Source organism: Streptomyces sp. NBC_00726, from assembly GCF_045161735.1.
Classification (GTDB): domain Bacteria; phylum Actinomycetota; class Actinomycetes; order Streptomycetales; family Streptomycetaceae; genus Streptomyces.
This window is the reverse complement of the sequence record NZ_CP108983.1, coordinates 2,198,163-2,221,979: the sequence shown is the minus strand read 5'-3', so window position 1 is coordinate 2,221,979 and position 23,817 is coordinate 2,198,163. Positions and strand designations below refer to the sequence as shown.

Genomic DNA, 23,817 nt, shown 5'->3' with positions numbered 1-23,817 from the left:
GGCCCCGGGGTCCCCCGTCATACGTACTCCGTGGGGATCACCGCCTCGCCGCGCGACAGCTGCATCGCCGACAGCGGCAGCCCCGCCCGCGCGGCGACATGCCGCTCACGCGCCGCGTCCAGCGGCTCGCGGGCGACCACCTCGCCGCCCCGGACCAGCTCCACCAGCAGCTGCCGGCCGGCCAGCTCCGCCGGGACCGGACCCGTGCCGATCACCTCGGCCTCGGCCACGCCCTCCTCGTCCAGCCGGCGGGCCGCCCACTTGCGGCCGCCCTTCGAGGACTTCGCGCCCATCGACTTCTTCGCGACCGGCCGCAGCTCGTCGGCCGGGTCGCCGGACCCCGCACGGGCGACGAGCTTGTAGACCATCGAGCACGTCGGGTGGCCGCTGCCCGTGACGAGCTGCGTGCCCACCCCGTACGCGTCCACCGGCGCGGCGGCCAGCGAGGCGATGGCGTACTCGTCCAGGTCCGAGGTCACCACGATCTTCGTCCCGGTGGCGCCCAGCTCGTCCAGCTGCTGGCGCACCCGGTGGGCGACGAGCAGCAGATCGCCCGAGTCGATCCGTACCGCGCCCAGCTCGGGCCCGGCGATCTCGACGGCCGTCCGGACCGCCTCGGCCACGTCGTAGGTGTCCACCAGCAGCGTCGTACCGCGCCCCAGCGAGTCCACCTGCGCCCGGAACGCGTCCCGCTCCGAGTCGTGCAGCAGGGTGAAGGCGTGGGCGCTCGTGCCGACCGTCGGGATGTTGTAGCGGAAGCCGGCCGCCAGGTCGGAGGTGGTGTCGAAGCCGCCGATGTACGCGGCACGGGCCGAGGCCACCGCCGACAGCTCGTGCGTACGGCGCGCGCCCATCTCGATCAGCCGCCGCCCGCCCGCTGCCGCCGACATCCGGGAGGCCGCCGCGGCGATGGCCGAGTCGTGGTTGAGGATCGAGAGGATCGCCGTCTCCAGGAGCACGCATTCGGCGAACGAGCCCTCCACCCGCAGGATCGGCGAGCCCGGGAAGTACACCTCCCCCTCCGGGTAGCCCCAGATGTCGCCGCCGAACCGGTAGTCCGCCAGATAGTCCAGCGTCGGTCCGTCCACGATCGCCCGGTCGCGCAGGAAGCCGAGCATCTCGTCGTCGAAGTGGAAGTTCTCCACCGCGTCCAGGACCCGTCCGGTGCCCGCGACGACGCCGTAGCGCCGCCCCTCCGGCAGCCGGCGGGTGAACGCCTCGAAGACCGAGTGCCGTCCGGCCGTCCCGGCCTTCAGCGCGGCCTGCACCATCGTGAGCTCGTACTGGTCGGTGAAGAGCGCTGTCGAGGGCACACCGACCCGTCGCCCAAGGTCCGCAGAGTTCATGCCGGGGATGCTACCCCTATTTCGTCAAAGTGACGAGATGGGGGTCCCGGGGTGGGGCCGTTTGTGCGAGGGGCCCCTGTGAGTGGCAGCATGGGACAGGTGAGCGTCGCCCCTACAGAGATCGAACGTCCCGAATCGGCCGAGGACCACCTCGTCGTCCCCGAGCCCGACGTCCCCTGGGTGACGCTGGTCCACAACGACCCGGTCAACCTCATGAGCTATGTGACCTATGTGTTCCAGGCGTACTTCGGCTACCCCAAGGACAAGGCGCACCGGCTGATGCTCGACGTCCACCAGAAGGGCCGCGCGGTCGTCTCCAGCGGCAGCCGCGAGGAGATGGAACGCGACGTCCAGGCCATGCACGGCTACGGGCTGTGGGCCACGCTGACCCAGGACCGCAACTAGCCCCGCCCCGCAACCAGCCCGCACCGCCCCGCACGGCCCACCCGCACCGCCCGACCATCATCGGAGAGAACCCATGGCCGGCCACTTCGAGGCCACTCCCGGCGGCGGCGCGGCCGTCGCGCTCGACGAGGTGGAGATCGCGATCCTGCGCTCCCTCGCCGTCCAGCTGCTCGAACTCATCGGCCCCGGCGACGAGCCCGCCGAGGGCGAGGACCCGCTCGCCGCGCTCTTCGCCGAGGGCCCCAGCGAGCCGCCCACCGACCCGGCCCTGGCCCGCCTCTTCCCCGAGGCGTACGGCGACGAGGACGGCGAACTGCGCGCCGCGTCCGCCGAGTTCCGCCGCTTCACCGAGAACGACCTGCGCACCCGCAAGCGCGAGGACGCGCTTGTCGTCGTACGGACGCTGGACGCGCTCACGCCCGCAATGGGAGGGGCGTCGCGCAGCGACTCGGCCAAGGGTGGCGGTGGGCGACGGGAGGGCGGGGCCGCCGTGCTGACGCTCACCGCCGACGAGTGCCGCAGCTGGCTCGGCTCGCTCAACGACCTCCGGCTCACCATCGGCACCCGCCTGGAGGTCGGCGACGAGGAGGAGGACGAGGGCAGCTCGCTCTACCGGCTCCCGGACAGCGACCCCCGCAAGCCCATGGTCATGGCCTACCTCTGGCTCGGCGCGCTCCAGGAAACCCTGGTCGAGACCCTGATGCCGTGACTCCGGGTGCGCACCCGGCCATTGTGTTCGCTCAACGGACACTCAAATCCGAATAACGATCGCGTCACCTGAACGGTCTTTTTTGCAGCGCCCGTTCCGCCTTGTCCGCTTTTACTTGTGGTGTGCGCCACAGAACGACCGCCGGATCGCCGTTGCGCCCGTGATAAATCTTCACGACCACCCGGGAGCGCCACCCCTGTTCCCGGGCAGGCGCTATCAGCCGGTAACCACCGGCGGCACTCCATCCGTATCCGGGGGGATCAGGACCTGATCCGCGGCCGAAAGGCGCGGATCGGCGTGGAGAAAGGCGCAACCACATGACATCGGCGCAGATCGACGACAAGGGGCCCGACGGCCCGCACGCCGCGGCCGCGGATGCCACCACCTCGGCCGAGGGCTACCAGCGCGCACTCGGTGCCCGCCAGATTCAGATGATCGCGATCGGCGGGGCCATCGGCACCGGGCTCTTCCTCGGCGCCGGAAAGGCCATCGCCAAGGCCGGACCCAGTCTCATCCTGGCCTACGCCATCGCGGGCCTGGTCATCTTCTTCATCATGCGCGCGCTCGGCGAACTCCTCATGTACCGCCCGGTCTCGGGCTCGTTCTCGGAGTACGCACGCGAATTCATCGGCCCCTTCGCGGGCTTCGTCACCGGCTGGACGTACTGGCTCTTCTGGGTCGTCACCGGAATCACCGAAGTCACCGCGGCCGCCCAGTACATGACGTTCTGGTTCGACATTCCGCAATGGGTGTCGGCGCTGGTCTTCACCTTCATTCTGTACGGCGTGAACCTCATCTCCGTAAAACTCTTCGGTGAGCTGGAGTTCTGGTTCTCGATGGTCAAGGTCACCGCCATCGTCGGCATGATCCTCATCTGCGCCGGAATCCTCACCCTCGGCTTCTCCGACGCCGGGGACACCGCGAGCGTCACCCATCTGTGGTCCGACGGCGGCTTCTTCCCGCACGGCATCAAGGGCACCCTGATGACCCTGCAGATCGTGATGTTCGCCTTCCTCGCGGTCGAACTCGTCGGCGTCACCGCCGGGGAGTCCAAGGACCCCAGGACCGCCCTGCCCAAGGCCATCAACACCGTGCCCTGGCGCATCGCCGTCTTCTACGTCGGCGCGCTGATCATGATCCTCTCGGTGGTGCCCTGGACCGAGTTCTCGCCCGGTGTCTCCCCGTTCGTGGAAGCCTTCAAGAAGATGGGCCTCGGCGTCGGCGCCGGAATCGTCAACTTCGTCGTCCTCACCGCCGCGCTCTCCTCCTGCAACTCCGGGATGTACTCCACCGGCCGCATGCTGCGCGACCTCGCGCTCAACGGCCAGGGCCCGAAGTTCTTCACCCGGCTCACCCGCAGCGGCACCCCGCTCATCGGCACCACGTTCTCCGCCGCGCTCATGCTCGTCGGCGTGTGGGTCAACTACCAGTGGCCCGGCGACGCCTTCACCTACGTCGTCTCCTTCGCCACGATCTCCGGAATGTGGGCCTGGATCATGATCCTGGTCAGCCAGCTCCGCTACCGCCGCCTCGCCGACCGCGGACTGCTCCCGCGGTCCTCCTTCCGGGCCCCCGGAGCCCCGTACACCAGCGGCTTCGCGCTCGCCTTCATCGCCGTGGTCATCGTCATGATGGGCATCGACAAGGACACCAGGATCTCGCTCTACTGCGCCCCGCTGTGGGCCCTGATCCTCGGCGTCTCCTACCTGGTCCTGAGGTCCAGGAACCCGGACGGCAAGGCATTCGCGGACCGCGTCAAGCGCTAGGGCGTGTCCGGCCGGGTGTACGCCCCCGACCAGCGATGTTTCACGATGCGGGCCCCCGCGTACCACTCCTCGGTACGCGGGGGCCCGTCGTCCTATCCTGGGCGCCATGCTGACCATCACCCAGACGCTGTACGACCAGATCGTCGCGCACGCCCGCGCCGACCACCCCGACGAGGCGTGCGGCGTCGTCGCCGGACCCGCCGGCAGCGGCCGCCCCGAGCGCTACATCCCCATGCTCAACGCCGCGCGCTCGCCCACGTTCTACGAGTTCGACTCCGCCGACCTGCTCAAGCTGTACCGCGAGATGGACGACCGCGACGAGGAGCCGGTGATCGTCTACCACTCGCACACGGCGACCGAGGCTTACCCCTCGCGCACCGACGTCACGTACGCCAACGAGCCCGGCGCCCACTATGTGCTGGTCTCCACCGCGGACACCGACGAGGCGGGCCCCTTCCAGTTCCGCTCGTACCGGATCGTGGACGGTGAGATCACCGAGGAGGAGGTCCGGGTCGTCGAGGCGTACCCGGCGGCCTGACCGCCCCGCAGCGGTGCGACAGGGCCGCACACCCCGGCCCTGTCCACCCACCGAACACCGACCATCCACCAGGTGAGATCACACTCCGAATCCCGGACCGGGAATCGATACGATGAGCGCATGGTTCCCCATGACGTGAGTGACAAGACGCCGGGCACGCTGCTCGTGGCGCGCCTGCACGTCGACCTGTGCCGCCTCTCCAGCGCGATCTGTACGGACCACCGGTCCGCCGCCGGCCGCGCGGCCTGAGCGGGCCACACCCGGGCGCCGCCGCCCCGGCCGGGCGCCCACCGCACCACGTACCGACCCCGCGCGAGGGCAGAGCCGCACGCCCCACGCCCACCGCCACCACTCCGCTTCGACAGGAGCCCACGCCATGGCCATCGAGGTCCGCATCCCGACCATCCTCCGCACCTACACCGACGGCGCCAAGGCCGTCGACGGCCAGGGGGACACCCTCGCCGACCTCTTCACGGACCTGGAGAGCCGCCACACCGGCATCCGCGAGCGGATCGTGGACGGCGACCAGCTGCGCCGCTTCGTCAACGTCTACCTGAACGACGAGGACGTCCGCTTCCTGGACGGCATCTCCACCAAGCTCAGCGACGGCGACAGCATCACCATCCTCCCGGCCGTCGCCGGCGGCATGAACTGATGCGCTTCGACAGCCCGCTCGCCGCGGTGGGCAACACCCCGCTCGTCCGCCTGCCGCGGCTGTCACCCTCGGACGACGTCCGCATCTGGGCCAAGCTGGAGGACCGCAACCCCACCGGCTCGATCAAGGACCGCCCCGCGCTCCACATGGTCGAGCAGGCGGAGAAGGACGGCCGGCTCACCCCCGGCTGCACGATCCTGGAGCCCACCAGCGGCAACACCGGTATCTCGCTCGCGATGGCGGCCAAGCTCAAGGGCTACCGCATCGTGTGCGTGATGCCGGAGAACACCTCCCAGGAGCGGCGCGACCTGCTCGCCATGTGGGGCGCCGAGATCATCTCCTCGCCGGCGGCGGGCGGCTCCAACACCGCCGTCCGCGTCGCCAAGGAGCTCTCCGCCGAGCACCCGGACTGGGTGATGCTCTACCAGTACGGCAACCCGGACAACGCGGGCGCGCACTACGCCACGACCGGTCCGGAGATCCTGGCGGACCTCCCCTCGGTCACCCACTTCGTCGCGGGCCTCGGCACCACCGGCACCCTCATGGGCGTCGGCCGCTACCTCCGGGAGCACGTCGAGGGCGTCAAGATCGTCGCCGCCGAGCCGCGCTACGACGACCTCGTCTACGGCCTCCGCAACCTCGACGAGGGCTTCGTCCCCGAGCTGTACGACGCGTCCGTCCTGACCACCCGCTACTCGGTCGGCTCCGCCGACGCGGTGACGCGTACCCGCGAACTCCTCCAGCAGGAGGGGATCTTCGCGGGCGTCTCCACGGGGGCGGCGTTGCACGCCGCGATCGGGGTGGGCAACAAGGCGGTGAAGGCCGGGGAGACCGCGGACATCGTCTTCGTCGTGGCCGACGGGGGCTGGAAGTACCTGTCCACGGGCGTGTACACCGCGCCGACCACGGAGGCGGCGATCGCCACGCTCCAGGGGCAGCTCTGGGCGTAACCGTTTCCCGGGACCGGGGAGGGGCTGGATCTGGCTGCGGCCATGTCCGGCCCCTCCGGCGTTCGAGGAGCGGAGCCCCGGTCCGGGTGGGGGAACGCCACCCGAACCGGTGACAGCGCAGGTGAGTTCCCCCACAACGAGCCACCCCGAAGGAGCGACCCGCTCTTTCGCGCCTTACGCTCAACAAACCGCACCGCGAGAACCGCACGAACCCTCCCCGTTCCCACGTCTCGGAGGTTCACGCTCCATGAAGCTCACCGTCGTCGGCTGCTCCGGCTCGTTCCCCTCCGCGGGATCGGCATGTTCGAGCTACCTCGTAGAGGCCGACGGCTTCCGGCTGCTCCTCGACATGGGCAACGGCGCCCTCGGCGAGTTGCAGCGCCACGTCGGTCTCTACGACCTCGACGCGATCTTCCTCAGCCACCTGCACGCCGACCACTGCATCGACATGTGCGCGTACTTCGTCGTCCGCTACTACCCGCACGGCGGCGAGCGCCCCGCCCGCATCCCGGTCTACGGCCCCGAGGGCACCGAGCAGCGGCTCACCACCGCACACGCGGACACCCCGTCCGACCACGCGATGAGCGAGGTCTTCGACTTCCACACGCTGAAGCCGGGCTGGTTCGGGATCGGCCCCTTCTCGGTGCGTACGGAGAAGCTCCGGCACCCCGTGGACACGTACGGCATCCGCATCGAGCACGGCGGCTCCTCGCTCACGTACTCCGGTGACACCGGCACCTGCGAGGCCCTGGACGAGCTGGCCGAGGGCACGGACCTCTTCCTCTGCGAGGCGTCCTTCGTGCACGGCAAGGAGGACATCCCGGACCTCCACCTCAACGGCCGCGAGGCCGGCGAGCTGGCCGCCCGGGCGGGTGTCGGCCGCCTGGTGCTCACCCACATCCCGCCGTGGACCGACGCCGAACGCAACCTCGCCGACGCCCGCGAGCTCTTCACCGGCCCGACGGAACTCGCGGTGCCGGGCGCGGTGTACGAGATCTGAGCGGTGCGCTCGTACGCGTACGACGAAGCCCTCACCTTCCGCCGGGAAGGTGAGGGCTTCGAGCTGTCGGGCCGGACCTACTTGGTCAGGTCCTCGACCTCCTCCTCGGGCTCGCGGCCCGGGGTGGTGAGGTTGAACTTGACGATGGCGAAGCGGAAGACCACGTAGTAGATCACCGCGAAGACCAGACCGATCGGGATGATCAGCCACGGCTTGGTCGCCAGGTTCCAGTTCAGGAAGTAGTCGATGAAGCCGGCCGAGAAGGTGAACCCGGCGTGGACGCCCAGCGCCCAGGTGACGGCCATCGAGATCGCGGTGAGGACCGCGTGGATGGCGTACAGCACCGGCGCGATGAACATGAACGAGAACTCGATCGGCTCGGTCACACCGGTGACGAACGAGGTCAGGGCCAGCGAGACCATCATGCCCATGACGGCCTTGCGGCGCTCGGGGCGGGCGGAGTGCGCGATGGCGATGGCGGCGGCCGGCAGACCGAACATCATGATCGGGAAGAAGCCCGACATGAACTGACCGGCGGTCGGGTCGTGGGCGAAGAAGCGGTTCAGGTCACCGTGCACGACCTCGCCGGCGGCGTTCGTGAAGTCACCCAGCTGGAACCACGAGACCGTGTTGACGAACTGGTGCATGCCGACGGGGATCAGCGCGCGGTTGATCAGACCGAAGAGGCCGGCACCGAAGGAGCCGAGACCGGTCATCCACTCGCCGAAGTCGGATATGCCGTTGCCGATCGGCTCCCAGATGAGGCCGAAGAAGACACCGAAGACCACGCCGACGAAGGCCATGATGATCGGGACCAGACGGCGGCCGTTGAAGAAGCCGAGCCAGTCCACCAGCTTGGTGCGGTGGAACTTCTGCCACAGGATCGCGGCGACGAGGCCCATCAGGATGCCGCCGAGGACACCCGGGTTGTTGTACGTGGCTGCCGTGTCCTCGCCCTTCTGGATCACCGCTTCGGTGACCGGGAAAGCCTTGAGCACGTTGCTGTACACCAGAAAGCCGACCAGCGCCGCGAGGGCGGTCGAGCCGTCCGACTTCTTGGCGAAGCCGATGGCGACACCGATGCAGAAGAGCATCGGCAGGTTGTCGAAGACCGCGCCGCCGGCAGTGGCGAACACGGAGGCGACCTTGTGCCAGCCCAGCCCGTCGTCACCGAAGACGTCGGGCTGGCCGAGGCGGAGCAGAATGCCCGCGGCCGGCAGCACCGCGATCGGCAGCTGCAAGCTGCGACCCACCTTCTGCAGGCCCTGGAACAGGCCGGAGCCCCGCTTCTTCGCGGGGGCCGCCGTAGCGGTGGCCGTACTCATCAACTTCCTCCAGTAAGCAAGGCGCCGCCGGGGACAGGGGGTTTTGGGTGGGCGACGACTCGAGAAACGTGACGCGCGCGGCTTCACGTGGTCTGGACCACTGAGTGGTGTAGACCAGTTGTAGCACGGTGAGGGATAGATAAGGAACCTGCAATTTGCGACTACTTCGCAGCAGCCCGCGCATACGCACTGTGACATGCGAAAAGCCCCCGGACCGCATGGTCCGGGGGCCGCGCTCACAAGGTCAGTGACCTTGCATAAAGGCTACTTCGTGAGGTTCCTCTCGATGTCCTCCTCCACATCCTCGGGTTCTCGGCCCGGAGTCGGCAGGTTGAACTTCGTGATCGCGAACCGGAAGATCACGTAGTAGATCACCGCGAAACAGAGCCCGATCGGGATGATCAGCCATGGCTTCGTATCCAGATGCCAGTTCACGACGTAGTCGATCAGCCCGGCCGAGAAGCTGAACCCCGCGTGCACCCCGAACGCCCAGGTGACGCCCATGGACACACCGGTCAGGATCGCGTGCACGCCGTACAGCAGCGGCGCGACGAAGAGGAACGAGAACTCGATCGGCTCCGTCACACCCGTCACGAACGACGTCAGCGCGACGGACAGCATCAGCCCGGCCACCTCCTTGCGCCGCTCCGGCCGCGCGGTGTGCGCGATGGCCAGCGCCGCGGCGGGCAGCCCGAACATCATGATCGGGAAGAAGCCCGAGGTGAACTGCCCGGCGGACGGGTCCCCGGCGAAGAACCGCGAGATGTCGCCCTGCACGGTGCCGCCGTCGCTCCCGGTGAACTCGCCCGCCTGGAACCAGAAGAACGTGTTCAGGAACTGGTGCATGCCGATCGGGATCAGCAACCGGTTGGCGAAGCCGAAGATCGCCGCGCCCCAGGCGCCCAGGTTGATCAGCTGTTTGGCGAACCAGGTCAGCGCGTCGCCCACCGGCTGCCACAGCAGCCCGAACAGCACGCCCAGGACCACGCAGAGGAACGCCATCAGGATCGGGACGAGCCGGCGGCCGTTGAAGAAGCCGAGCCAGTCGACCAGCTTCGTACGGTGATAGCGCTGCCAGACCACGGCCGTCAGCAGGCCGATGAGGATTCCGCCCAGCACGCCCGGGTTCTGCGGCACCCCGTTCGGGACGTCCTCGGTCACCGAGCCGTCCACCGGGAACGCCGTCAGCACCCCCCGGTAGACCAGGAAGCCGGCGACGGCGGCGAGCGCGGTCGAGCCGTCCGCCTTCTTCGCGAAGCCGATCGCGACGCCGATGCAGAAGAGCAGCGGGAGCCCCAGCTCGCCGTCGAGGATCGCGGTACCGCCGTTGAGCAGGACCTTCGCGAACTTGTCCCAGAAGCGTCCGTGCAGGGAGGAGTCGAAGAGATTGCCGAGGCTGACGAGCAGGCCCGCCGCCGGCAGGACGGCCACCGGCAGCTGCAAGCTGCGGCCGACCTTCTGCAGGCCCTGGACCGGCCCGTTCCACCACTTCCGCTGCGGTAGCGCGGCCGCATTCGAACTCATCGGCATCCTCCCGGAACACGCCTGGTTTGGCGGTCGTCGCATACTGGTGTAGACCAGTCGCGATACGGTGCGGAGCCCGGCCGGAAGGCGGGGCGCCGGTGATCGTCATCATTGGGGACCGTGCGGTTGCCCGCCCGAGAAGTTGGGCCAACCGTGCGTTACCGTGACGAAACGGACCCATGGTGGGCCGTCGCACGCACATGAGGAACCAGGGAGAAGGCCATGGCCAGCAAGGCTGAGAAGATCGTCGCCGGGCTCGGCGGAATCGAGAACATCGAAGAGGTCGAGGGCTGCATCACGCGCCTGCGCACCGAGGTCGTCGACCCCGGCAAGGTGGACGAAGCCGCGCTCAAGGCCGCCGGCGCGCACGGCGTCGTCAAGATGGGCACCGCGATCCAGGTCGTCATCGGCACCGACGCGGACCCGATCGCGGCCGACATCGAAGACATGATGTGACGACCGCCTGAACCCGCGCCCGCAGGCCCCGCCCACCCCGGACGGGGCCTGCGGCGCACCCGGAAACCGGGACCCCCGGCACCCGATAGGCTCGGCGCCATGTCTCGTATCGACGGCCGCACCGCCGACCAGCTCCGTCCCGTCACCATCGAACGCGGATGGAGCAAGCACGCCGAAGGTTCCGTGCTCATCTCCTTCGGCGACACCAAAGTCTTCTGCACCGCCTCCGTCACCGAAGGCGTGCCGCGCTGGCGCAAGGGCAGCGGCGAGGGCTGGGTCACGGCCGAGTACTCGATGCTGCCCCGGTCCACCAACACCCGCGGCGACCGCGAATCCGTACGCGGCAAGATCGGCGGCCGCACGCACGAGATCAGCCGGCTCATCGGCCGCTCGCTGCGCGCCGTCATCGACTACAAGGCTCTCGGCGAGAACACGATCGTCCTGGACTGCGACGTCCTCCAGGCCGACGGCGGCACCCGCACCGCCGCCATCACCGGCGCCTACGTCGCCCTCGCCGACGCCGTCGCCTGGGCACAGGGCAAGAAGATCATCAAGCACGGCCGCAAGCCGCTGACCGGCACCGTCGGCGCCGTCAGCGTCGGCATCGTGGACGGCACGCCGCTCCTCGACCTCTGCTACGAGGAGGACGTCCGCGCCGAGACCGACATGAACGTCGTCTGCACCGGCGACGGCCGCTTCGTGGAGGTCCAGGGCACCGCCGAGGCCGAACCCTTCGACCGTACGGAGCTGGGCGCGCTGCTCGACCTCGCCACCGCGGGCTGCGCCGACCTCGCCCGGCTCCAGAACGAGGCGCTGGCGGGCACGCTCGGCGCGTAGCCGGGCCCCTGGAGCAACCAACTCCCCACCGCCGGCGTCGATACGCATACGGGCGTACGGGTCGAACCGTGCGCCCGTCCGCGTATCCGCATCCCGGGGAGGGACCACACCATGGCCGCGCGCCACCGGCTCCACCGCACCGCACTGGCCGTCACCGCCGTACTGATCACCGCCACCGCGGCGGCGGGCTGCGGCGCCCTCGACAAGACGCTCGACTGCGTCCGTACCGCCGACGCCATCGCCACCAGCGTCGACAACCTCCGGCAGGCCGTGTCCAACGCCTCCAGCGACCCCACCCAGGCGTCCGAGGCGCTGGACGAGATCCAGGAGGAGCTGGGCAAGCTCGGCGACAAGACGGACGACGCCGACCTGTCCAAGGCGGTGGACGACCTCCGCTCCGGCGTCACCAACGTCCGCGACGCCATCGACCAGGGCGACGCCACCCCGGACATCTCCCCGGTCACCGACGCCGCCGGCGAGATCGGCAAGGTCTGCACCCCGTGAGCCGGTGGGGCGGGCCCGGCGATACTGGACGCATGACCCGCCTCATCCTCGCCACCCGCAACGCCGGCAAGATCACCGAACTCCACGCGATCCTCGCCGACGCGGGCCTCACGCACGAGCTCGTCGGCGCCGACGCGTATCCGGAGATCCCCGACGTCAAGGAGACCGGCGTCACCTTCGCGGAGAACGCCCTGCTGAAGGCCCACGCCCTCGCCCGGGCGACCGGCCACCCCGCGATCGCCGACGACTCCGGCCTCTGCGTGGACGTCCTCGGCGGCGCCCCCGGCATCTTCTCGGCCCGCTGGTCCGGCACCCACGGCAACGACCGCGCCAACCTGGACCTGCTCCTCGCCCAGCTCGGTGACATCTCCGACCCCCATCGCGGGGCCCACTTCGCCTGCGCGGCGGCCCTGGCCCTCCCGGACGGCACGGAACGCGTGGTCGAAGGCCGCCTGCCGGGCACCCTCCGCCACACCCCGGCCGGCACCCACGGCTTCGGCTACGACCCGATCCTCCAGCCGGACGCCGAAACCCGCACGTGCGCGGAACTGACCCCGGCCGAAAAGAACGCGATCAGCCACCGGGGGAAGGCGTTCCGGGCGCTGGTGCCGGTGGTACGGGAGCTGGTGGGGTGACACAAGAAGTGGCTTTCGCCTTCGAAGCGAAGGTGAAAGCCACTTCTTGCCTGTGAGCCCGGTGGGATTTGAACCCACGACACACTGATTCTAAGTCAGCGCCCTCTAGCCTGCTGGGGTACGGGCTCGCGACCCCACTCTACTGTGTGGTGGCGCGCCCCTTCGAGAAAGTCGCCGTTTGGCTGTGGCACGAAGGGCAGAGGTAGCGCAGATTGGCCCGGCGGTTGTCGACGCGGTTGCCGTTGATGTGGTCGATTTCCAGAACGAGGCGTCTCCCTCGCCACGACTCACCGGTTCCGCACACCGCGCAGACGCGTGGAAGCCCCACGTCGTCGAGCGCCCGCCTCAAGAGCGAAGTCTGAGTTCGGGATTCACCGTCCCCCAGGACGAGGATTTCGTCAGCCCGTTTGCGGCTCGGGGAGCGCGTGCCCGCCGAGTGGCCTTGGCCGACGAAGTGGGCGGTCGACAGCTGGTATTTCTCGATGTCCCGCTTCAGGCGGATGCGAGCGCCGCCGTTGTCGACGTGCCCCAGTGCCTTCAGTACGCCGGCGAGGGTCCGGGATTCGGCGACCGCGGCCTGCAGCTGCTCGCGCGGGACGGAAGGCGCCCCCTGCCTGCGCCCGCTGGTGAAGTGGGACGTGTCTATGCCGAGCCGATCGAGCTTCGCCCGCACGTACCCGTACGGGCTGTCGCTCGGCGGCAGGCCCATGTACTCGAACATTCCCCTGATGCTGGAGGAGTTGGCTGCCGCTTCGGCGAGGAGTGCGGCCGGATAGGCCGTGCGCGCCCGTTCGGGAAGGGGCTCGTCCACGAAGTGGGAGGTGTCGATGCCGTAATGCCGGAGCCGGTCGCGTAGATATCGGCATGTCCGGCTACCCAGTGGTGCGTCGAGCCTGCGTACCAGATCGACAAGACTGGTTGCCGTAGTTGCTGCCCGTTCGAGGACACCACGCGTGTACGTGCCGCTCATGCTTTCCTCGTGCGGTTGCGACCACGGTAAGTGTCGGTGGCCGCGTGGCAGTTGGGGCAGAGGATGCGTAGATTCGCCGGACGGTTGTCCCACCAGTCGCCGTTGACGTGGTCGACTTCGAGACGAAGTGGCTGCCCCTGCCATACGCCCGTGTTGCCGCATTCGACACACGCGTCGACCACCCCTGCGCGCACCAGTTCGCGTCGCAGCCGTGCGCCGGGAATCCGGCCGTCCTGCCGGTCGCCGACAACAAGCGGGTTTCCCCGTGCGCCCTTCGAGCGGCGTGGCGGTGCGAGCACGAAATGGGAGGTGTCGATCCCGAGAGCGGCGATACGGCGGCTGATATGTGTGTGGTTCCCGCCCACCGGATTGATGCCGAGGCGGCGTACGACCTCAGCCACGCTCGTGGACCGCGCCACCAGCTCGCGAAGCTTCTCTTCGGTGTGGCGCACCCTCATGTCGGCGAAGTGCGAGACGTCCACGCCCCACTCCGCTACCTTCTGCCGCAGATAGCTCCGTGTCCCCGGTGTAGGCGTCCCACCGCACCACCGCACAGCATCACTGGCGTTCGTCGTCATGCGCGCCGCCTCTTCAAGCAGCTCGCGCGTGTACCGAACCCCCACGTTCCCCTCCGCATCCGGCCGCTCGTTCGCGGCCTCGTACGGAGTAACGAACCGACTATCGGAGCGTCACGTCCGATATCCGACAAGATGCGGAACGGCCCGTACCGCTCGGGGGGAGCGGTACGGGCCGTGGCCGGTGGGGGTGGGTCAGAATTTCGGGTCCGGGGTTTGGGCGTGGACCAGTTCTTCCGCTTCCTCCGTCGTCTCCACCGACGGCGGGGACCCCGCCAGCGGCTTGTTCGCGGTTTCCTTCATGCAGGCCACCGCGATCACGCCCACCAGGGCCGCCGCCATCGAGTAGTACGCGGGCATCAGGTTCGTGCCGGAGACGCTGATCAGGGCTGTGATGACCAGCGGAGTCGTACCGCCGAAGAGCGATGCGGAGAGGTTGTAGCCGACCGAGAGGGAGCCGTAGCGGACGTTCGTGGGGAACAGGGCCGGGAGCGCCGCGGACATCGTGCCCAGCATGCAGACCAGGGAGAGGCCCAGCATCAGCATGCCGATGATGATCGCGGGGATGCTGCCCTGGCGGATCAGGAGGAAGGCCGGGAGCGAGAAGATCAGGAAGCCGAGCATGCCGGTCATCAGGAGGGGCTTGCGGCCGAAACGGTCCGAGAGTTTGCCGACCTGGTTGATGATCAGCATCAGGAACACCATCACGCCGAGCAGGATCAGCAGGCCGTGCGTCTCGCTGTAGCCGAGCTCGTCGGAGAGGTACGTCGGCATGTACGACAGCAGCATGTAGTCGGTGATGTTGTACGCGCCGACCAGGCAGATGCAGAGGATCAGCGTCGGCCAGTAGTCGCGGAAGATCTTCGCGAGGTCGCCCTTCGCCGTCGTCTCCACGCTGTCCGCCGCCTCCGTGGCGTGCGCCGTGCCGCCCTCCAGCTTCTGGAAGGCCGGGGTCTCGTCCAGGCGCAGTCGCAGATAGAGGCCGACCAGGCCGAGCGGGCCCGCGACGAGGAACGGTACGCGCCAGCCCCAGGCTTCCATCTGGGCGTCGTCGAGGAGCGCGTAGAGCAGGGTCACCAGCCCGGCGGCGCCCACGTAACCGGCGAGCGTGCCGAATTCCAGGAAGCTGCCGAAGAAGCCGCGCCGCTTGTCGGGGGCGTACTCCGCGATGAAGGTCGACGCACCGCCGTACTCGCCGCCCGTCGAGAAGCCCTGGAGCATGCGGAAGAAGATCAGCAGGACCGCGGCCCAGACGCCGATGGCCGCGTGGGAGGGGATCAGGCCGATCGCGAAGGTGCCGATCGCCATCATGATCATCGTGAGGGCGAGGACCTTCTTGCGGCCGATCTTGTCGCCCATCGGCCCGAAGAACATGCCGCCCAGGGGGCGTACGAGGAAGGCGACGGCGAAGGTGGCGAAGGAGGAGAGGAGCTGGGTGGTGTCGTTCCCGGACGGGAAGAACACATGGCCCAGGGTGCCGGCGAGGTAGGAGTAGATGCCGAAGTCGAACCACTCCATCGCGTTGCCGAGCGAGGCGGCCTTCACCGCGCGCTTGACCGCCTGGTCGTCCGTGATCGTGATGTCGGTACGCCGCAGCTTGGGGTTCTGCCGCTTCCGGATCGCACGGAACAGCGCGGGGTGGCGTTTGACCGCTTCCGGGTCGGCCGCCTGGTGGGGGTCGGGGGCCGCCATGGCCGGCGTCCTTTCCTCGGCAACTGTTACAGGAAAGGCTTCTGCGCGGACATGGCGGCCGCAAACCGGTTCAACGGAGGATTGCGATGTCCCTCACATGATTTCGGCCATTCGGCGCAGAGGATGGCCCGTTCCGGTCCGTTCCGTGCGGCGTACGGACCGCTCTCGCCGCCCTCAGATCTTGAGGTCCTTGATGATCTTGGCGACGTGGCCGGTGGCCTTCACGTTGTAGAACGCGTGGGCGACCTTCCCCTCCTCGTCCACCACGACCGTGGACCGGATGACGCCCGTCACCGTTTTGCCGTAGAGCTTCTTCTCGCCGTACGCGCCGTACGCCTCAAGGGTCTCCTTGGCGGGATCGCCCACCAGTGTGACCTTGAGGTTCTCCTTCTCGCGGAACTTCGCGAGCTTCTCCGGCTTGTCCGGGGAGACCCCGATGACGTCGTAGCCGGCCTCGGCGAGCAGGTCGAGGTTGTCCGTGAAGTCGCACGCCTGCTTGGTGCAGCCGGGGGTGAGGGCGGCGGGGTAGAAGTAGACGATGACCTTGCGGCCCTTGTGGTCCGCGAGCGAGACGTCGTTGCCGTCCGCGTCGGGCAGGGTGAAGGCGGGGGCGGTGTCGCCGGGGGTGAGGCGCTCGCTCATGGTTCTCCTCGTTGCTGCGTGGGTCTGAGGGACCGAGCGTAATAAGGGGCCGGGCGTAATGGGGGTGCCGCCGGGTGCGGATGCGGCGGAACTGACAGACTGTCGATGAAGGTTTACCGGACGAGGACCACGGAGGCGGCGCGGTGTCGGATGCCAGGACCCCTGCGCAGATCGAGGCGGACATCATCAGCAGGCGCGAGCAGCTTGCGGTGGTACTCGATGAGATCGGGGTGCGGGTGCACCCGAAGACGATCATCGGCGACGCGAAGGCGAAGGTCGCCGGGACCGTGGACCGGACGGCCGGCCGGGCGTACGTGGCGGTGAACCGGGCGGTGTCGGACGTGAAGGCCCAGTTCGTGTCGGAGACGGGCGGCCCCCGGCTGGAGCGGGTGATCCCGGCGGCGCTGCTCGCGGTGGGCGTGGTCGGCCTGGTCGTCGCGTCCTCGCGCCGCAAGCGCTGACCCCTCGTAGGCGGGCGGCCCGCCGCCCGGTAGGTTGCGGGGCGTGAGCGCGAACACCGACGACAAGCTGCCCATCCGGATGCTGCACGACCGTGTGCTGGTCCGGTCCGAGTCGCCCGAGGGCGAGCGGCGTTCCGGCGGCGGGATTCTGATTCCCGCGACGGCCGCGGTCGGCCGCCGGCTGGCGTGGGCCGTGGTGGTGGCGGTGGGGCAGAACGTGCGGACGGTCGAGCCGGGTGACCGGGTGCTGTTCGACCCGGAGGACCGGGCGGAGGTCGAGGTGCGGGGTGTGGCGTACGTGCTGATGCGCGAACGCGACCTGCACGCGGTGGCCGCGGACCGGTTCGAGGGCTCGGAGGATTCGACCGGGCTGTATCTGTAGACCTGTATATCTGTAGACCTGTGCCCTGGGGCCCGGTGACCGTTGTCACCGGGCCCTTTGCCTTTCCTTTGCTACGGTGGAAGCACCCCGACGAGACGCGCCGTACCGGGTTCCGCAAAGACGACGCATCCGTGTTGTTGGCGTGTTCTGTCTCGTCGGAGGTGCTGTCGTGGCGTGGGTTCTGCTGGTCGTCGCCGGTCTGCTGGAAGTGGCCTGGTCGATCGGGATGAAGTACACCGAGGGGTTCACCCGGCTGTGGCCGAGTGTGTTCACGGGGCTGGGGATCGTGGCGAGCATGATGCTGCTGTCGCACGCGGCCCGGACCCTGCCGATCGGTACGGCGTACGGGGTGTGGGTGGGGATCGGCGCGGCGGGTGCCGCGGTCCTGGGCATGGTGGTGCTGCACGAGCCGGTGACGGCGGCCCGGATCTTCTTCGTGTGCCTGCTGCTGGTGGCGGTCGTGGGGCTGAAGGCGACCTCGGGGCACTGAGCCGGATTCAGGGCCGGGTGCTCGGCGCATGGGCGCCGGGTGCCCGGGTGCCGCGGGGTCCCTGGAAGAAGTCCTCGTCACCGCCCCCGTCCCCGCCCCGGCCGCCGGAGTCCCCGCGGTCCCCGCCGTCCCCGCCTCCCGTGTCCGCCCCGCCGTCCGTGGTGCCGCCGTCGCCGGTGCCGCCGGCCGGGTTGTCCGTGGTGCCGGGGGTGGTGCGCGGGGCGGAGGGGGTCCGGGACGGGGTGGTGGGCGGGGTGCGCCGGGGGGTGGCCGAGGGGGTGCGGCGGCCGGTGTCGCCGGGGGCGGTGTCCTCGGCGGTGGGCAGCGCGGTGTCGCCGGTGTCCTCCTCCACGTCGAGGTCGAAGTCCTGGGCGGGGGTGCCCTTCAGGGCGGCCCCGGTGTACTGCGCCCAGGTCTCGGCGGGGGCGCCGCCGCCGTTGACGCGGGGGAGTCCGAGCGCGCCGTACAGGGACTTCTGGGCGCCGGTGGAGGGGTCCTGGCCCATGACGGCGATGACGGTGGCGAGGCCGGGGGTGTAGCCGGCGAACCAGGCGGCCCGGTCCTCCTCGGCGGTGCCGGTCTTTCCGGCGGCGGGCCGGCCCGCGCCCCGGGCGGCGGTTCCGGTGCCGCTCTCCACGACGCTCCGGAGGATCGACGTGGTGGTGTCGGCGGCCTCGCGGCTGACGGCCTGTTTCACCGTACGGTCGGGCAGGGCGACGTCCGTGCCGTCCTTGGTGACCTTGCTGACCAGGACGTGGGCGCCGTGTTTGCCGTGGGCGGCGAGGGTCGCGTACGCCTCGGTCATGTCGAGGACGCTGGCGGTGGCGACGCCGAGGGCGATGGAGGGGGTGGGGGTGAGGTCGGCGGTGTCCTTCGGGATGCCGAGGGCGACGGCGGTCTGCCGTACCTTCTCGGGGCCGACGTCCTCGGCCATCTGGGCGTAGACGGCGTTGACGGACTTGTCGGTGGCGGTGGACACGGTGATGGGGCCGTAGCTGCGGTCGTCCTCGTTGGCGGGGTCGTAGCCGGTGGGCCCGTCGGGGCCTTCGACCATGCGCTTGTTGGTGCCGTCGTAGATGGTGCTGGGGGTGATGCGGCGGCCGTCCCGGGTGGTGGAGTCGTTGGCGACGGCCGAGGTGAAGACGAAGGGTTTGAAGGTGGAGCCGACCTGGTAGTCGCGGCGGGTTGCGTTGTTGACGTACTGCCGGGTGTAGTCGATGCCGCCGTACATGGCGACGACATGGCCGGTGGCGGGGTCGATGGAGGCGCCGCCGACGCGGACGTTGCGGTCGGCGGCGCGGTCGTCGTCGGTCTTGGACATGACCTTGTCCTCGACGGCTTCGACCAGAGCGTCCTGCCTCTTGCGCTGGAGTGTGGTGGTGATGCGGTAGCCGCGGGTGGCGAGGGTCTTCTCGTCCAGGATTTCGTTGTCCACGAGGTAGTCCTCGACGGCCTTGACGATGTAGCCGCGCTGTCCGGAGAGGCTGTTGGCGGGCTTGACGGGGCCGGGGACGGGGAAGGTCATCGCGGCGCGCTCGGCGGGGTCGAGCCACTTCTCCTTGACCATGCCGTCCAGTACGTAGTTCCAGCGGGCGACGGCGGCGGGCTTGTTCTCGGGGTGGGCGACGACGTCGTAGGCGCTGGGGGCGTTGAGCAGGGACGCGAGGTACGCGCCCTGGGCGGTGGTGACGTCGCCGACGTCCTTGCCGTAGTACGCCTGGGAGGCGGCCTGGATGCCGTAGGCGTTGCGGCCGAAGTAGCTGGTGTTGAGGTAGCCCTCCAGGATTTCGTCCTTGGACTGTTCGCGGTTGAGCTTGATCGAGATGAAGAATTCCTTGACCTTGCGGACGACGGTCTGTTCCTGGCCCAGGTAGTAGTTCTTGACGTACTGCTGGGTGATGGTCGAACCGCCCTGCTTGCCCTTGCCGGTGACGGTGTTCCAGCCGGCCCGGAACATCGCCTTGATGTCGACGGCGCGTTCGGAGTAGAAGTCGCGGTCCTCGGCGGCGAGGACGGCGTGCCGGACGGTGCGCGGGACCTGGGCGAGCCTGATGTTCTCGCGGTTGACCTCACCGTCGCGGGCGATGACCGTGCCGTCGGCGTACAGGTAGACGTTGGACTGGGCGGTGGCTTTGGCGTTGGCCGGGGGGATGTCGACGAGCTGGTAGCCGGCGAAGAAGCCGCCGATGAGGATCAGGGCGAGGAGGAGGATGCCGCCGAGGACCATGCGCCAGGTGGGGATGAGACGGCGCCGGCCGGTGCGCTTGGGGCGCTTGGGCTTTTTCGCGCCGGGGGCCTCGGGGGCCTCGGGGGTCTCGCCTTCGGGGGCCGGTCCGGGGGCGGCGGCGTCGGCAGGCAGGTCCCTGGGGGACCAGCCCGGGGGGTCGGTGTCCCCGTTCTGCTGCTGTGGCTCGTCGCTCATGTCGGTGCAGACTCCTCGGCCGCGGTCAGTTCCCCCATAGTGCCCTTTTCTGGCGCATATCCCTCGGATCGACGACCGAAAACCGCTCGCGGCGGTTGCCCCGGCTGGACTAGGCTCCTGCGCTTTGGTGTCCACGCACGGTGCGGCACCCGTTGGCGGGGAGGCGGTTGCTGTGCGGGTCTACGCGGTGGCGGCGGCGGGTGGTTTCCGCCGGTATGCCACCTATCGGATCGAGACGGCGGCGGGGGTGTTCACCAACACCGTCTTCGGCTTCATCCTCGCCTATACGTACATGGCGTTGTGGGACGAGCGGCCGCGCCTCGGCGGCTACGACATGCCGCAGGCGCTCACCTTCGTCTGGCTGGGCCAGGCGCTGCTGATGACCTGCGTGATGATGGGCGGCGGCTTCGAGGACGAGCTGATCGAGCGCATCCGCACGGGCGACATCGCGGTGGACCTCTACCGCCCGGTGGACCTTCAGCTGTGGTGGCTGGCGCAGGACTTGGGGCGGGCGGGCTTCCATCTGCTGGGGCGCGGCATCGTGCCGATGGTGCTCGGCGGGCTGGCGTTCGACCTGGCGCTGCCGGGGTCGGCGGGGCCGTGGCTGGCGTTCCTCGTCTCGGTGGCGCTGGGTGTGGTGGTGAGCTTCGGCATCCGCTATCTGGTGGCGCTGTCCGCCTTCTGGCTGATGGACGGGGCGGGCGCGGCGCAGATCGCCTTCCTGGCCGGGCTGTTCTTCTCGGGGATGCTGCTGCCGCTGAGCCTGTTCCCGGGGCTGCTGGGCGAGGTGGCGCGGCTGATGCCGTGGTCGGCGCTGCTCCAGGTGCCGGCGGATGTGTTCCTGGGCAAGCACACGGGCTGGGGTCTGGTGCGGGTGTACGTGTTCCAGGCGTCCTGGGCCGCGGTGTTGCTGCTGGCGGGGCGGATGGTGCAGGGCGTGGCGACGCGGAGGGTGGTGGTCCAGGGTGGCTGAGGAGGTGTTCGCCCCGCGGCCGCGGCTGGTCGAGGGGGTGCGGGCGTACGGGCTGATCGTGTCGATGTGGCTGCGCTCCACGATGGCGTACCGGGCGTCGTTCCTGATGACGGCGTTCGGCAACTTCACGGCGACGGCGTTCGACTTCGTGACGATCATGCTGATGTTCGCGCACGTCGACGCGCTGGGCGGCTACACGCTCCCGGAGATCGCACTGCTGTACGGGGCTTCGGGGACGGCGTTCGGCCTGGCGGACCTGCTGATGGGGTCGATGGACCGGCTGGGCCGCCGGGTGCGCGACGGCACGCTGGACACGTTGCTGGTGCGGCCGGTCCCGGTCCTCGCGCAGGTGGCGGCGGACCGCTTCGCGCTGCGCCGGCTGGGGCGGATCACCCAGGGGCTGCTGGTCCTCGGCTACGGACTGGTGGCGGCGGACATCGACTGGACCTTGGCGAAGGCGGTCGTCCTGCCGCTGATGCTGCTGAGCGGGTCGGTGATCTTCGGGGCGGTGTTCGTGGCGGGCGGGGCGTTCCAGTTCATCGCGCAGGACGCTTCGCAGGTGCAGAACTCGTTCACGTACGGAGGCAACACGCTGCTCCAGTACCCGCCGACGATCTTCGCGAAGGATCTGGTGCGCGGGGTGACGTTCGTGGTGCCGCTGGCCTTCGTGAACTGGCTGCCGGTGCTGTACGTGCTGGGCCGGGAGCTGCCGCTGGGGCTGCCGGACGGGGTGGCGTTCCTGCCGCCGGTGGTGGCCGCCGGCGGCGCGGCCGGGGCGGGCCTGGTGTGGCGGGCGGGGCTGCGGGCGTACCGGAGTACGGGAAGTTGACGGACGACAGAGGGAGCGGCATGGGCACGGACAGCGGGACGGGCTTCATCGAGCTGGACCGGCTGGAGAAGGTCTTCGACGTCCGCCGCAGGACGGGCTTCCTGCGCGGCGAGCGGCGCCAGGTGCGGGCGGTCGACGGGATCAGCTTCCGGGTGGAGCGCGGCGAGATGGTCGGCTACATCGGGCCGAACGGGGCCGGGAAGTCGACCACGATCAAGATGCTGACGGGCATCCTCACGCCGAGCGGCGGCTCCTTGCGCGTCGCGGGCATCGATCCCTCCCGGGAGCGTACGCGGCTGGCGCACCGGATCGGTGTGGTCTTCGGCCAGCGCACGACGCTCTGGTGGGACCTGCCGCTGCGCGACTCGTACCGGCTGGTGCACCGCATGTACCGGGTGCCGGACGCGCGCTTCCGGGTCAATCTGGACCGGTGTGTCGAACTCCTGGATCTGGGCGAGCTGTTGGACGTACCGGTGCGTCAGCTGTCGCTCGGGCAACGGATGCGCGGGGACATCGCGGCGGCGCTGCTGCACGATCCGGAGGTGCTGTATCTGGACGAGCCGACGATCGGCCTCGATGTGGTGTCCAAGGCCAAGGTGCGGCAGTTCCTGCGGGACTTGAACGCGGAGCGCGGGACGACGGTGCTGCTGACGACCCATGACCTCACGGACATCGAGCAGTTGTGCAGCCGGGTGATGGTGATCGACCACGGCCGGCTGATGTACGACGGTGCGTTGGCCGGGCTGCACGAGGTGGGGGAGAGCGAGCGGACGCTGGTGGTCGACCTGGAGCGCGAACTCCCGCCGATCCGGCTGGAGTCGGAGCCCTCGGTGCGGACGGTGAAGGTGGAGGGGCCGCGCCAGTGGCTGGCCTTCCCGGCGTCCGCCTCGGCGGCCCCGCTGGTGGCGCGGATCGCCGCGGAGTACCCGTTGGCGGACCTTTCGGTGCGGGAGCCGGACATCGAGGCGGTCATCGCGAAGATGTACGCGCGCGACCGGCCCGGGCAGCCGGTGACGTGAGCGGACGCGTTCAATAGGCTGAGCACCATGACGAGCGAACTCCCCGAAATGCGGGCCTCCGACGCCGAGCGTGAACGTGTTGCCGAGATCCTGCGCGAGGCGGTCGCCGAAGGGCGCCTTGAGATGGAGGAGTTCGAGCAGCGCCTCGACACCGCCTACAAGGCGCGGACACACGGCGAGCTGGAACCGCTGGTCCGCGATCTGCCGGCCGTCGGCTCCGCCGCGTCGGCGCCCGCCGCCGTGCAGCCCCGGTCCGGTTCGGCGGCCCGCTGGTCGGAGCGGATCGGGCGGCCGGCGACGTCGACCGGCGGCTTCGCGTTCTGGGGCGGCTTCCGCCGCCGGGGCAACTGGACGGTCGGCAAGGTGTTCACCGCGTTCTCGATGTGGGGCGGCGGCGAGATCGACCTGCGCGAGGCGAACTTCGAGTCCCGCGAGACCGTGATCCGCTGCTTCACGATCATGGGCGGCCTCCACGTGACGGTCCCGCCGGACCTCCAGGTGGACGTCCGGGGCATCGGCATCATGGGCGGCTTCGGGGAGGACGCCAAGGACGAGACGGCCCCCGCGCCGGACGCGCCCCGGGTCCGCATCACCGGCTTCGCGCTGATGGGCGGCGTCGGGGTGGAGCACAAGCGCAGCAAGGCGGAGAAGCAGCGGCTGCGGGAGGCGGAGCGCGGCCGGGGGCGCCTGGAGAAGGGCGACCGCTAGCGCT

27 protein-coding genes, 1 tRNA gene and 1 riboswitch are annotated in these 23,817 nt (G+C 69.5%); of the genes, 19 read left to right on the top strand and 9 right to left on the bottom strand.

The window, feature by feature from the left end:
• Positions 1–17 precede the first annotated feature (17 nt).
• A complete protein-coding gene (locus tag OG338_RS09825; protein WP_405936953.1) occupies positions 18–1,346 on the bottom strand; it encodes a nicotinate phosphoribosyltransferase in 1,329 nt (442 codons plus the stop codon).
• 90 nt (positions 1,347–1,436) lie between these two features.
• On the opposite strand from OG338_RS09825, the gene clpS reads away from it, so the two are divergent.
• The 8 genes from clpS to OG338_RS09785 all read left to right on the top strand — a co-directional run bounded on the left by clpS (position 1,437) and on the right by OG338_RS09785 (position 7,369).
• Complete coding sequence (gene clpS / locus OG338_RS09820) at positions 1,437–1,751, top strand: ATP-dependent Clp protease adapter ClpS (RefSeq protein WP_405940373.1); 315 nt, start codon at positions 1,437–1,439, stop codon at positions 1,749–1,751.
• Positions 1,752–1,824: 73 nt separating this feature from the next.
• Positions 1,825–2,460: a DUF2017 domain-containing protein gene (locus OG338_RS09815; protein WP_405936952.1), complete on the top strand. Its 636-nt coding sequence runs from the start codon at positions 1,825–1,827 to the stop codon at positions 2,458–2,460.
• Positions 2,461–2,777: 317 nt separating this feature from the next.
• On the top strand, positions 2,778–4,226 hold the full coding sequence (locus tag OG338_RS09810; protein WP_405936951.1) for an amino acid permease: 1,449 nt from the start codon (positions 2,778–2,780) through the stop codon (positions 4,224–4,226).
• 106 nt (positions 4,227–4,332) lie between these two features.
• The gene (locus OG338_RS09805) at positions 4,333–4,764 is read left to right on the top strand and encodes a Mov34/MPN/PAD-1 family protein (RefSeq protein WP_018105610.1); all 432 of its coding nucleotides are present in this window, start codon (positions 4,333–4,335) and stop codon (positions 4,762–4,764) included.
• 120 nt (positions 4,765–4,884) lie between these two features.
• Positions 4,885–5,013, top strand: a complete 129-nt coding sequence (locus tag OG338_RS09800; protein WP_405936950.1) for a putative leader peptide — start codon at positions 4,885–4,887, stop codon at positions 5,011–5,013.
• A 127-nt stretch (positions 5,014–5,140) separates the two neighbouring features.
• Positions 5,141–5,419 carry a MoaD/ThiS family protein gene (locus OG338_RS09795; RefSeq protein WP_405936949.1) on the top strand — a complete coding sequence of 93 codons (279 nt, stop codon included), beginning with the start codon at positions 5,141–5,143 and terminating at the stop codon, positions 5,417–5,419.
• Positions 5,419–6,369: a PLP-dependent cysteine synthase family protein gene (locus tag OG338_RS09790; protein ID WP_405936948.1), complete on the top strand. Its 951-nt coding sequence runs from the start codon at positions 5,419–5,421 to the stop codon at positions 6,367–6,369. The genes OG338_RS09795 and OG338_RS09790 overlap by 1 nt, the downstream gene beginning before the upstream one ends.
• 247 nt (positions 6,370–6,616) lie before the next feature.
• Positions 6,617–7,369: an MBL fold metallo-hydrolase gene (locus OG338_RS09785; protein WP_405936947.1), complete on the top strand. Its 753-nt coding sequence runs from the start codon at positions 6,617–6,619 to the stop codon at positions 7,367–7,369.
• Positions 7,370–7,446: 77 nt separating this feature from the next.
• On the opposite strand, the gene OG338_RS09780 is transcribed toward OG338_RS09785, so the two are convergent.
• Complete coding sequence (locus tag OG338_RS09780) at positions 7,447–8,694, bottom strand: PTS transporter subunit EIIC (RefSeq protein WP_405936946.1); 1,248 nt, start codon at positions 8,692–8,694, stop codon at positions 7,447–7,449.
• A 264-nt stretch (positions 8,695–8,958) separates the two neighbouring features.
• On the bottom strand, positions 8,959–10,218 hold the full coding sequence (locus tag OG338_RS09775) for a PTS transporter subunit EIIC (RefSeq protein WP_405936945.1): 1,260 nt from the start codon (positions 10,216–10,218) through the stop codon (positions 8,959–8,961).
• Positions 10,219–10,440: 222 nt separating this feature from the next.
• On the opposite strand from OG338_RS09775, the gene OG338_RS09770 reads away from it, so the two are divergent.
• The 4 genes from OG338_RS09770 (at position 10,441) to rdgB (ending at position 12,650) form a co-directional block, all read left to right on the top strand.
• Complete coding sequence (locus tag OG338_RS09770) at positions 10,441–10,674, top strand: PTS glucose/sucrose transporter subunit IIB (protein ID WP_290349524.1); 234 nt, start codon at positions 10,441–10,443, stop codon at positions 10,672–10,674.
• A 99-nt stretch (positions 10,675–10,773) separates the two neighbouring features.
• Entirely contained in the window at positions 10,774–11,511 is a 738-nt protein-coding gene (rph, locus tag OG338_RS09765) for a ribonuclease PH (RefSeq protein ID WP_405936944.1), read from the top strand.
• 111 nt (positions 11,512–11,622) lie between these two features.
• Positions 11,623–12,015: a hypothetical protein gene (locus tag OG338_RS09760; protein ID WP_405936943.1), complete on the top strand. Its 393-nt coding sequence runs from the start codon at positions 11,623–11,625 to the stop codon at positions 12,013–12,015.
• A gap of 32 nt (positions 12,016–12,047) precedes the next feature.
• Positions 12,048–12,650, top strand: a complete 603-nt coding sequence (gene rdgB, locus OG338_RS09755; protein ID WP_405936942.1) for an RdgB/HAM1 family non-canonical purine NTP pyrophosphatase — start codon at positions 12,048–12,050, stop codon at positions 12,648–12,650.
• 53 nt (positions 12,651–12,703) lie between these two features.
• Here rdgB and OG338_RS09750 read toward each other — a convergent pair.
• From OG338_RS09750 to bcp, 5 genes are all read right to left on the bottom strand, one after another.
• Positions 12,704–12,778, bottom strand: a tRNA-Leu gene (locus OG338_RS09750).
• 11 nt (positions 12,779–12,789) lie between these two features.
• The gene (locus OG338_RS09745; protein ID WP_405936941.1) at positions 12,790–13,620 is read right to left on the bottom strand and encodes an HNH endonuclease signature motif containing protein; all 831 of its coding nucleotides are present in this window, start codon (positions 13,618–13,620) and stop codon (positions 12,790–12,792) included.
• On the bottom strand, positions 13,617–14,198 hold the full coding sequence (locus OG338_RS09740) for an HNH endonuclease (protein ID WP_405936940.1): 582 nt from the start codon (positions 14,196–14,198) through the stop codon (positions 13,617–13,619). The genes OG338_RS09745 and OG338_RS09740 overlap by 4 nt, the downstream gene beginning before the upstream one ends.
• A 192-nt stretch (positions 14,199–14,390) precedes the next feature.
• Positions 14,391–15,887 carry a glycine betaine/L-proline transporter ProP gene (proP, locus tag OG338_RS09735; RefSeq protein WP_405936939.1) on the bottom strand — a complete coding sequence of 499 codons (1,497 nt, stop codon included), beginning with the start codon at positions 15,885–15,887 and terminating at the stop codon, positions 14,391–14,393.
• Positions 15,888–16,061: 174 nt separating this feature from the next.
• Positions 16,062–16,529, bottom strand: coding sequence for a thioredoxin-dependent thiol peroxidase (gene bcp, locus OG338_RS09730; RefSeq protein ID WP_073863676.1), 468 nt, complete (start codon positions 16,527–16,529; stop codon positions 16,062–16,064).
• A gap of 143 nt (positions 16,530–16,672) precedes the next feature.
• Here bcp and OG338_RS09725 point away from each other — a divergent pair, with 143 nt between their 5' ends.
• The 3 genes from OG338_RS09725 to OG338_RS09715 all read left to right on the top strand — a co-directional run bounded on the left by OG338_RS09725 (position 16,673) and on the right by OG338_RS09715 (position 17,862).
• On the top strand, positions 16,673–16,990 hold the full coding sequence (locus tag OG338_RS09725; RefSeq protein WP_405936938.1) for a DUF3618 domain-containing protein: 318 nt from the start codon (positions 16,673–16,675) through the stop codon (positions 16,988–16,990).
• 79 nt (positions 16,991–17,069) lie between these two features.
• Complete coding sequence (locus tag OG338_RS09720) at positions 17,070–17,372, top strand: co-chaperone GroES (protein ID WP_202532837.1); 303 nt, start codon at positions 17,070–17,072, stop codon at positions 17,370–17,372.
• A gap of 65 nt (positions 17,373–17,437) precedes the next feature.
• A riboswitch (guanidine-III (ykkC-III) riboswitch) is annotated at positions 17,438–17,502 on the top strand.
• Between the two features lie 39 nt (positions 17,503–17,541).
• Positions 17,542–17,862 (top strand): multidrug efflux SMR transporter, encoded by a 321-nt coding sequence (locus OG338_RS09715; protein WP_018105629.1) that lies wholly within the window; start codon positions 17,542–17,544, stop codon positions 17,860–17,862.
• Between the two features lie 7 nt (positions 17,863–17,869).
• On the opposite strand, the gene OG338_RS09710 is transcribed toward OG338_RS09715, so the two are convergent.
• Positions 17,870–20,284, bottom strand: a complete 2,415-nt coding sequence (locus OG338_RS09710; protein WP_405936937.1) for a transglycosylase domain-containing protein — start codon at positions 20,282–20,284, stop codon at positions 17,870–17,872.
• A gap of 172 nt (positions 20,285–20,456) precedes the next feature.
• Between OG338_RS09710 and OG338_RS09705 the strand changes: the two genes are divergently transcribed.
• From OG338_RS09705 to OG338_RS09690, 4 genes are read left to right on the top strand one after another with little or no spacing between them, the layout of a single operon-like run.
• A complete protein-coding gene (locus OG338_RS09705; RefSeq protein WP_405936936.1) occupies positions 20,457–21,257 on the top strand; it encodes an ABC transporter permease in 801 nt (266 codons plus the stop codon).
• On the top strand, positions 21,250–22,086 hold the full coding sequence (locus tag OG338_RS09700; RefSeq protein WP_405936935.1) for an ABC transporter permease: 837 nt from the start codon (positions 21,250–21,252) through the stop codon (positions 22,084–22,086). Before OG338_RS09705 ends, OG338_RS09700 begins: the two co-directional genes overlap by 8 nt.
• A gap of 20 nt (positions 22,087–22,106) precedes the next feature.
• Positions 22,107–23,105, top strand: coding sequence for an ATP-binding cassette domain-containing protein (locus OG338_RS09695; RefSeq protein WP_405936934.1), 999 nt, complete (start codon positions 22,107–22,109; stop codon positions 23,103–23,105).
• A gap of 48 nt (positions 23,106–23,153) precedes the next feature.
• The gene (locus tag OG338_RS09690; RefSeq protein WP_405940372.1) at positions 23,154–23,813 is read left to right on the top strand and encodes a DUF1707 domain-containing protein; all 660 of its coding nucleotides are present in this window, start codon (positions 23,154–23,156) and stop codon (positions 23,811–23,813) included.
• Positions 23,814–23,817 lie beyond the last annotated feature (4 nt).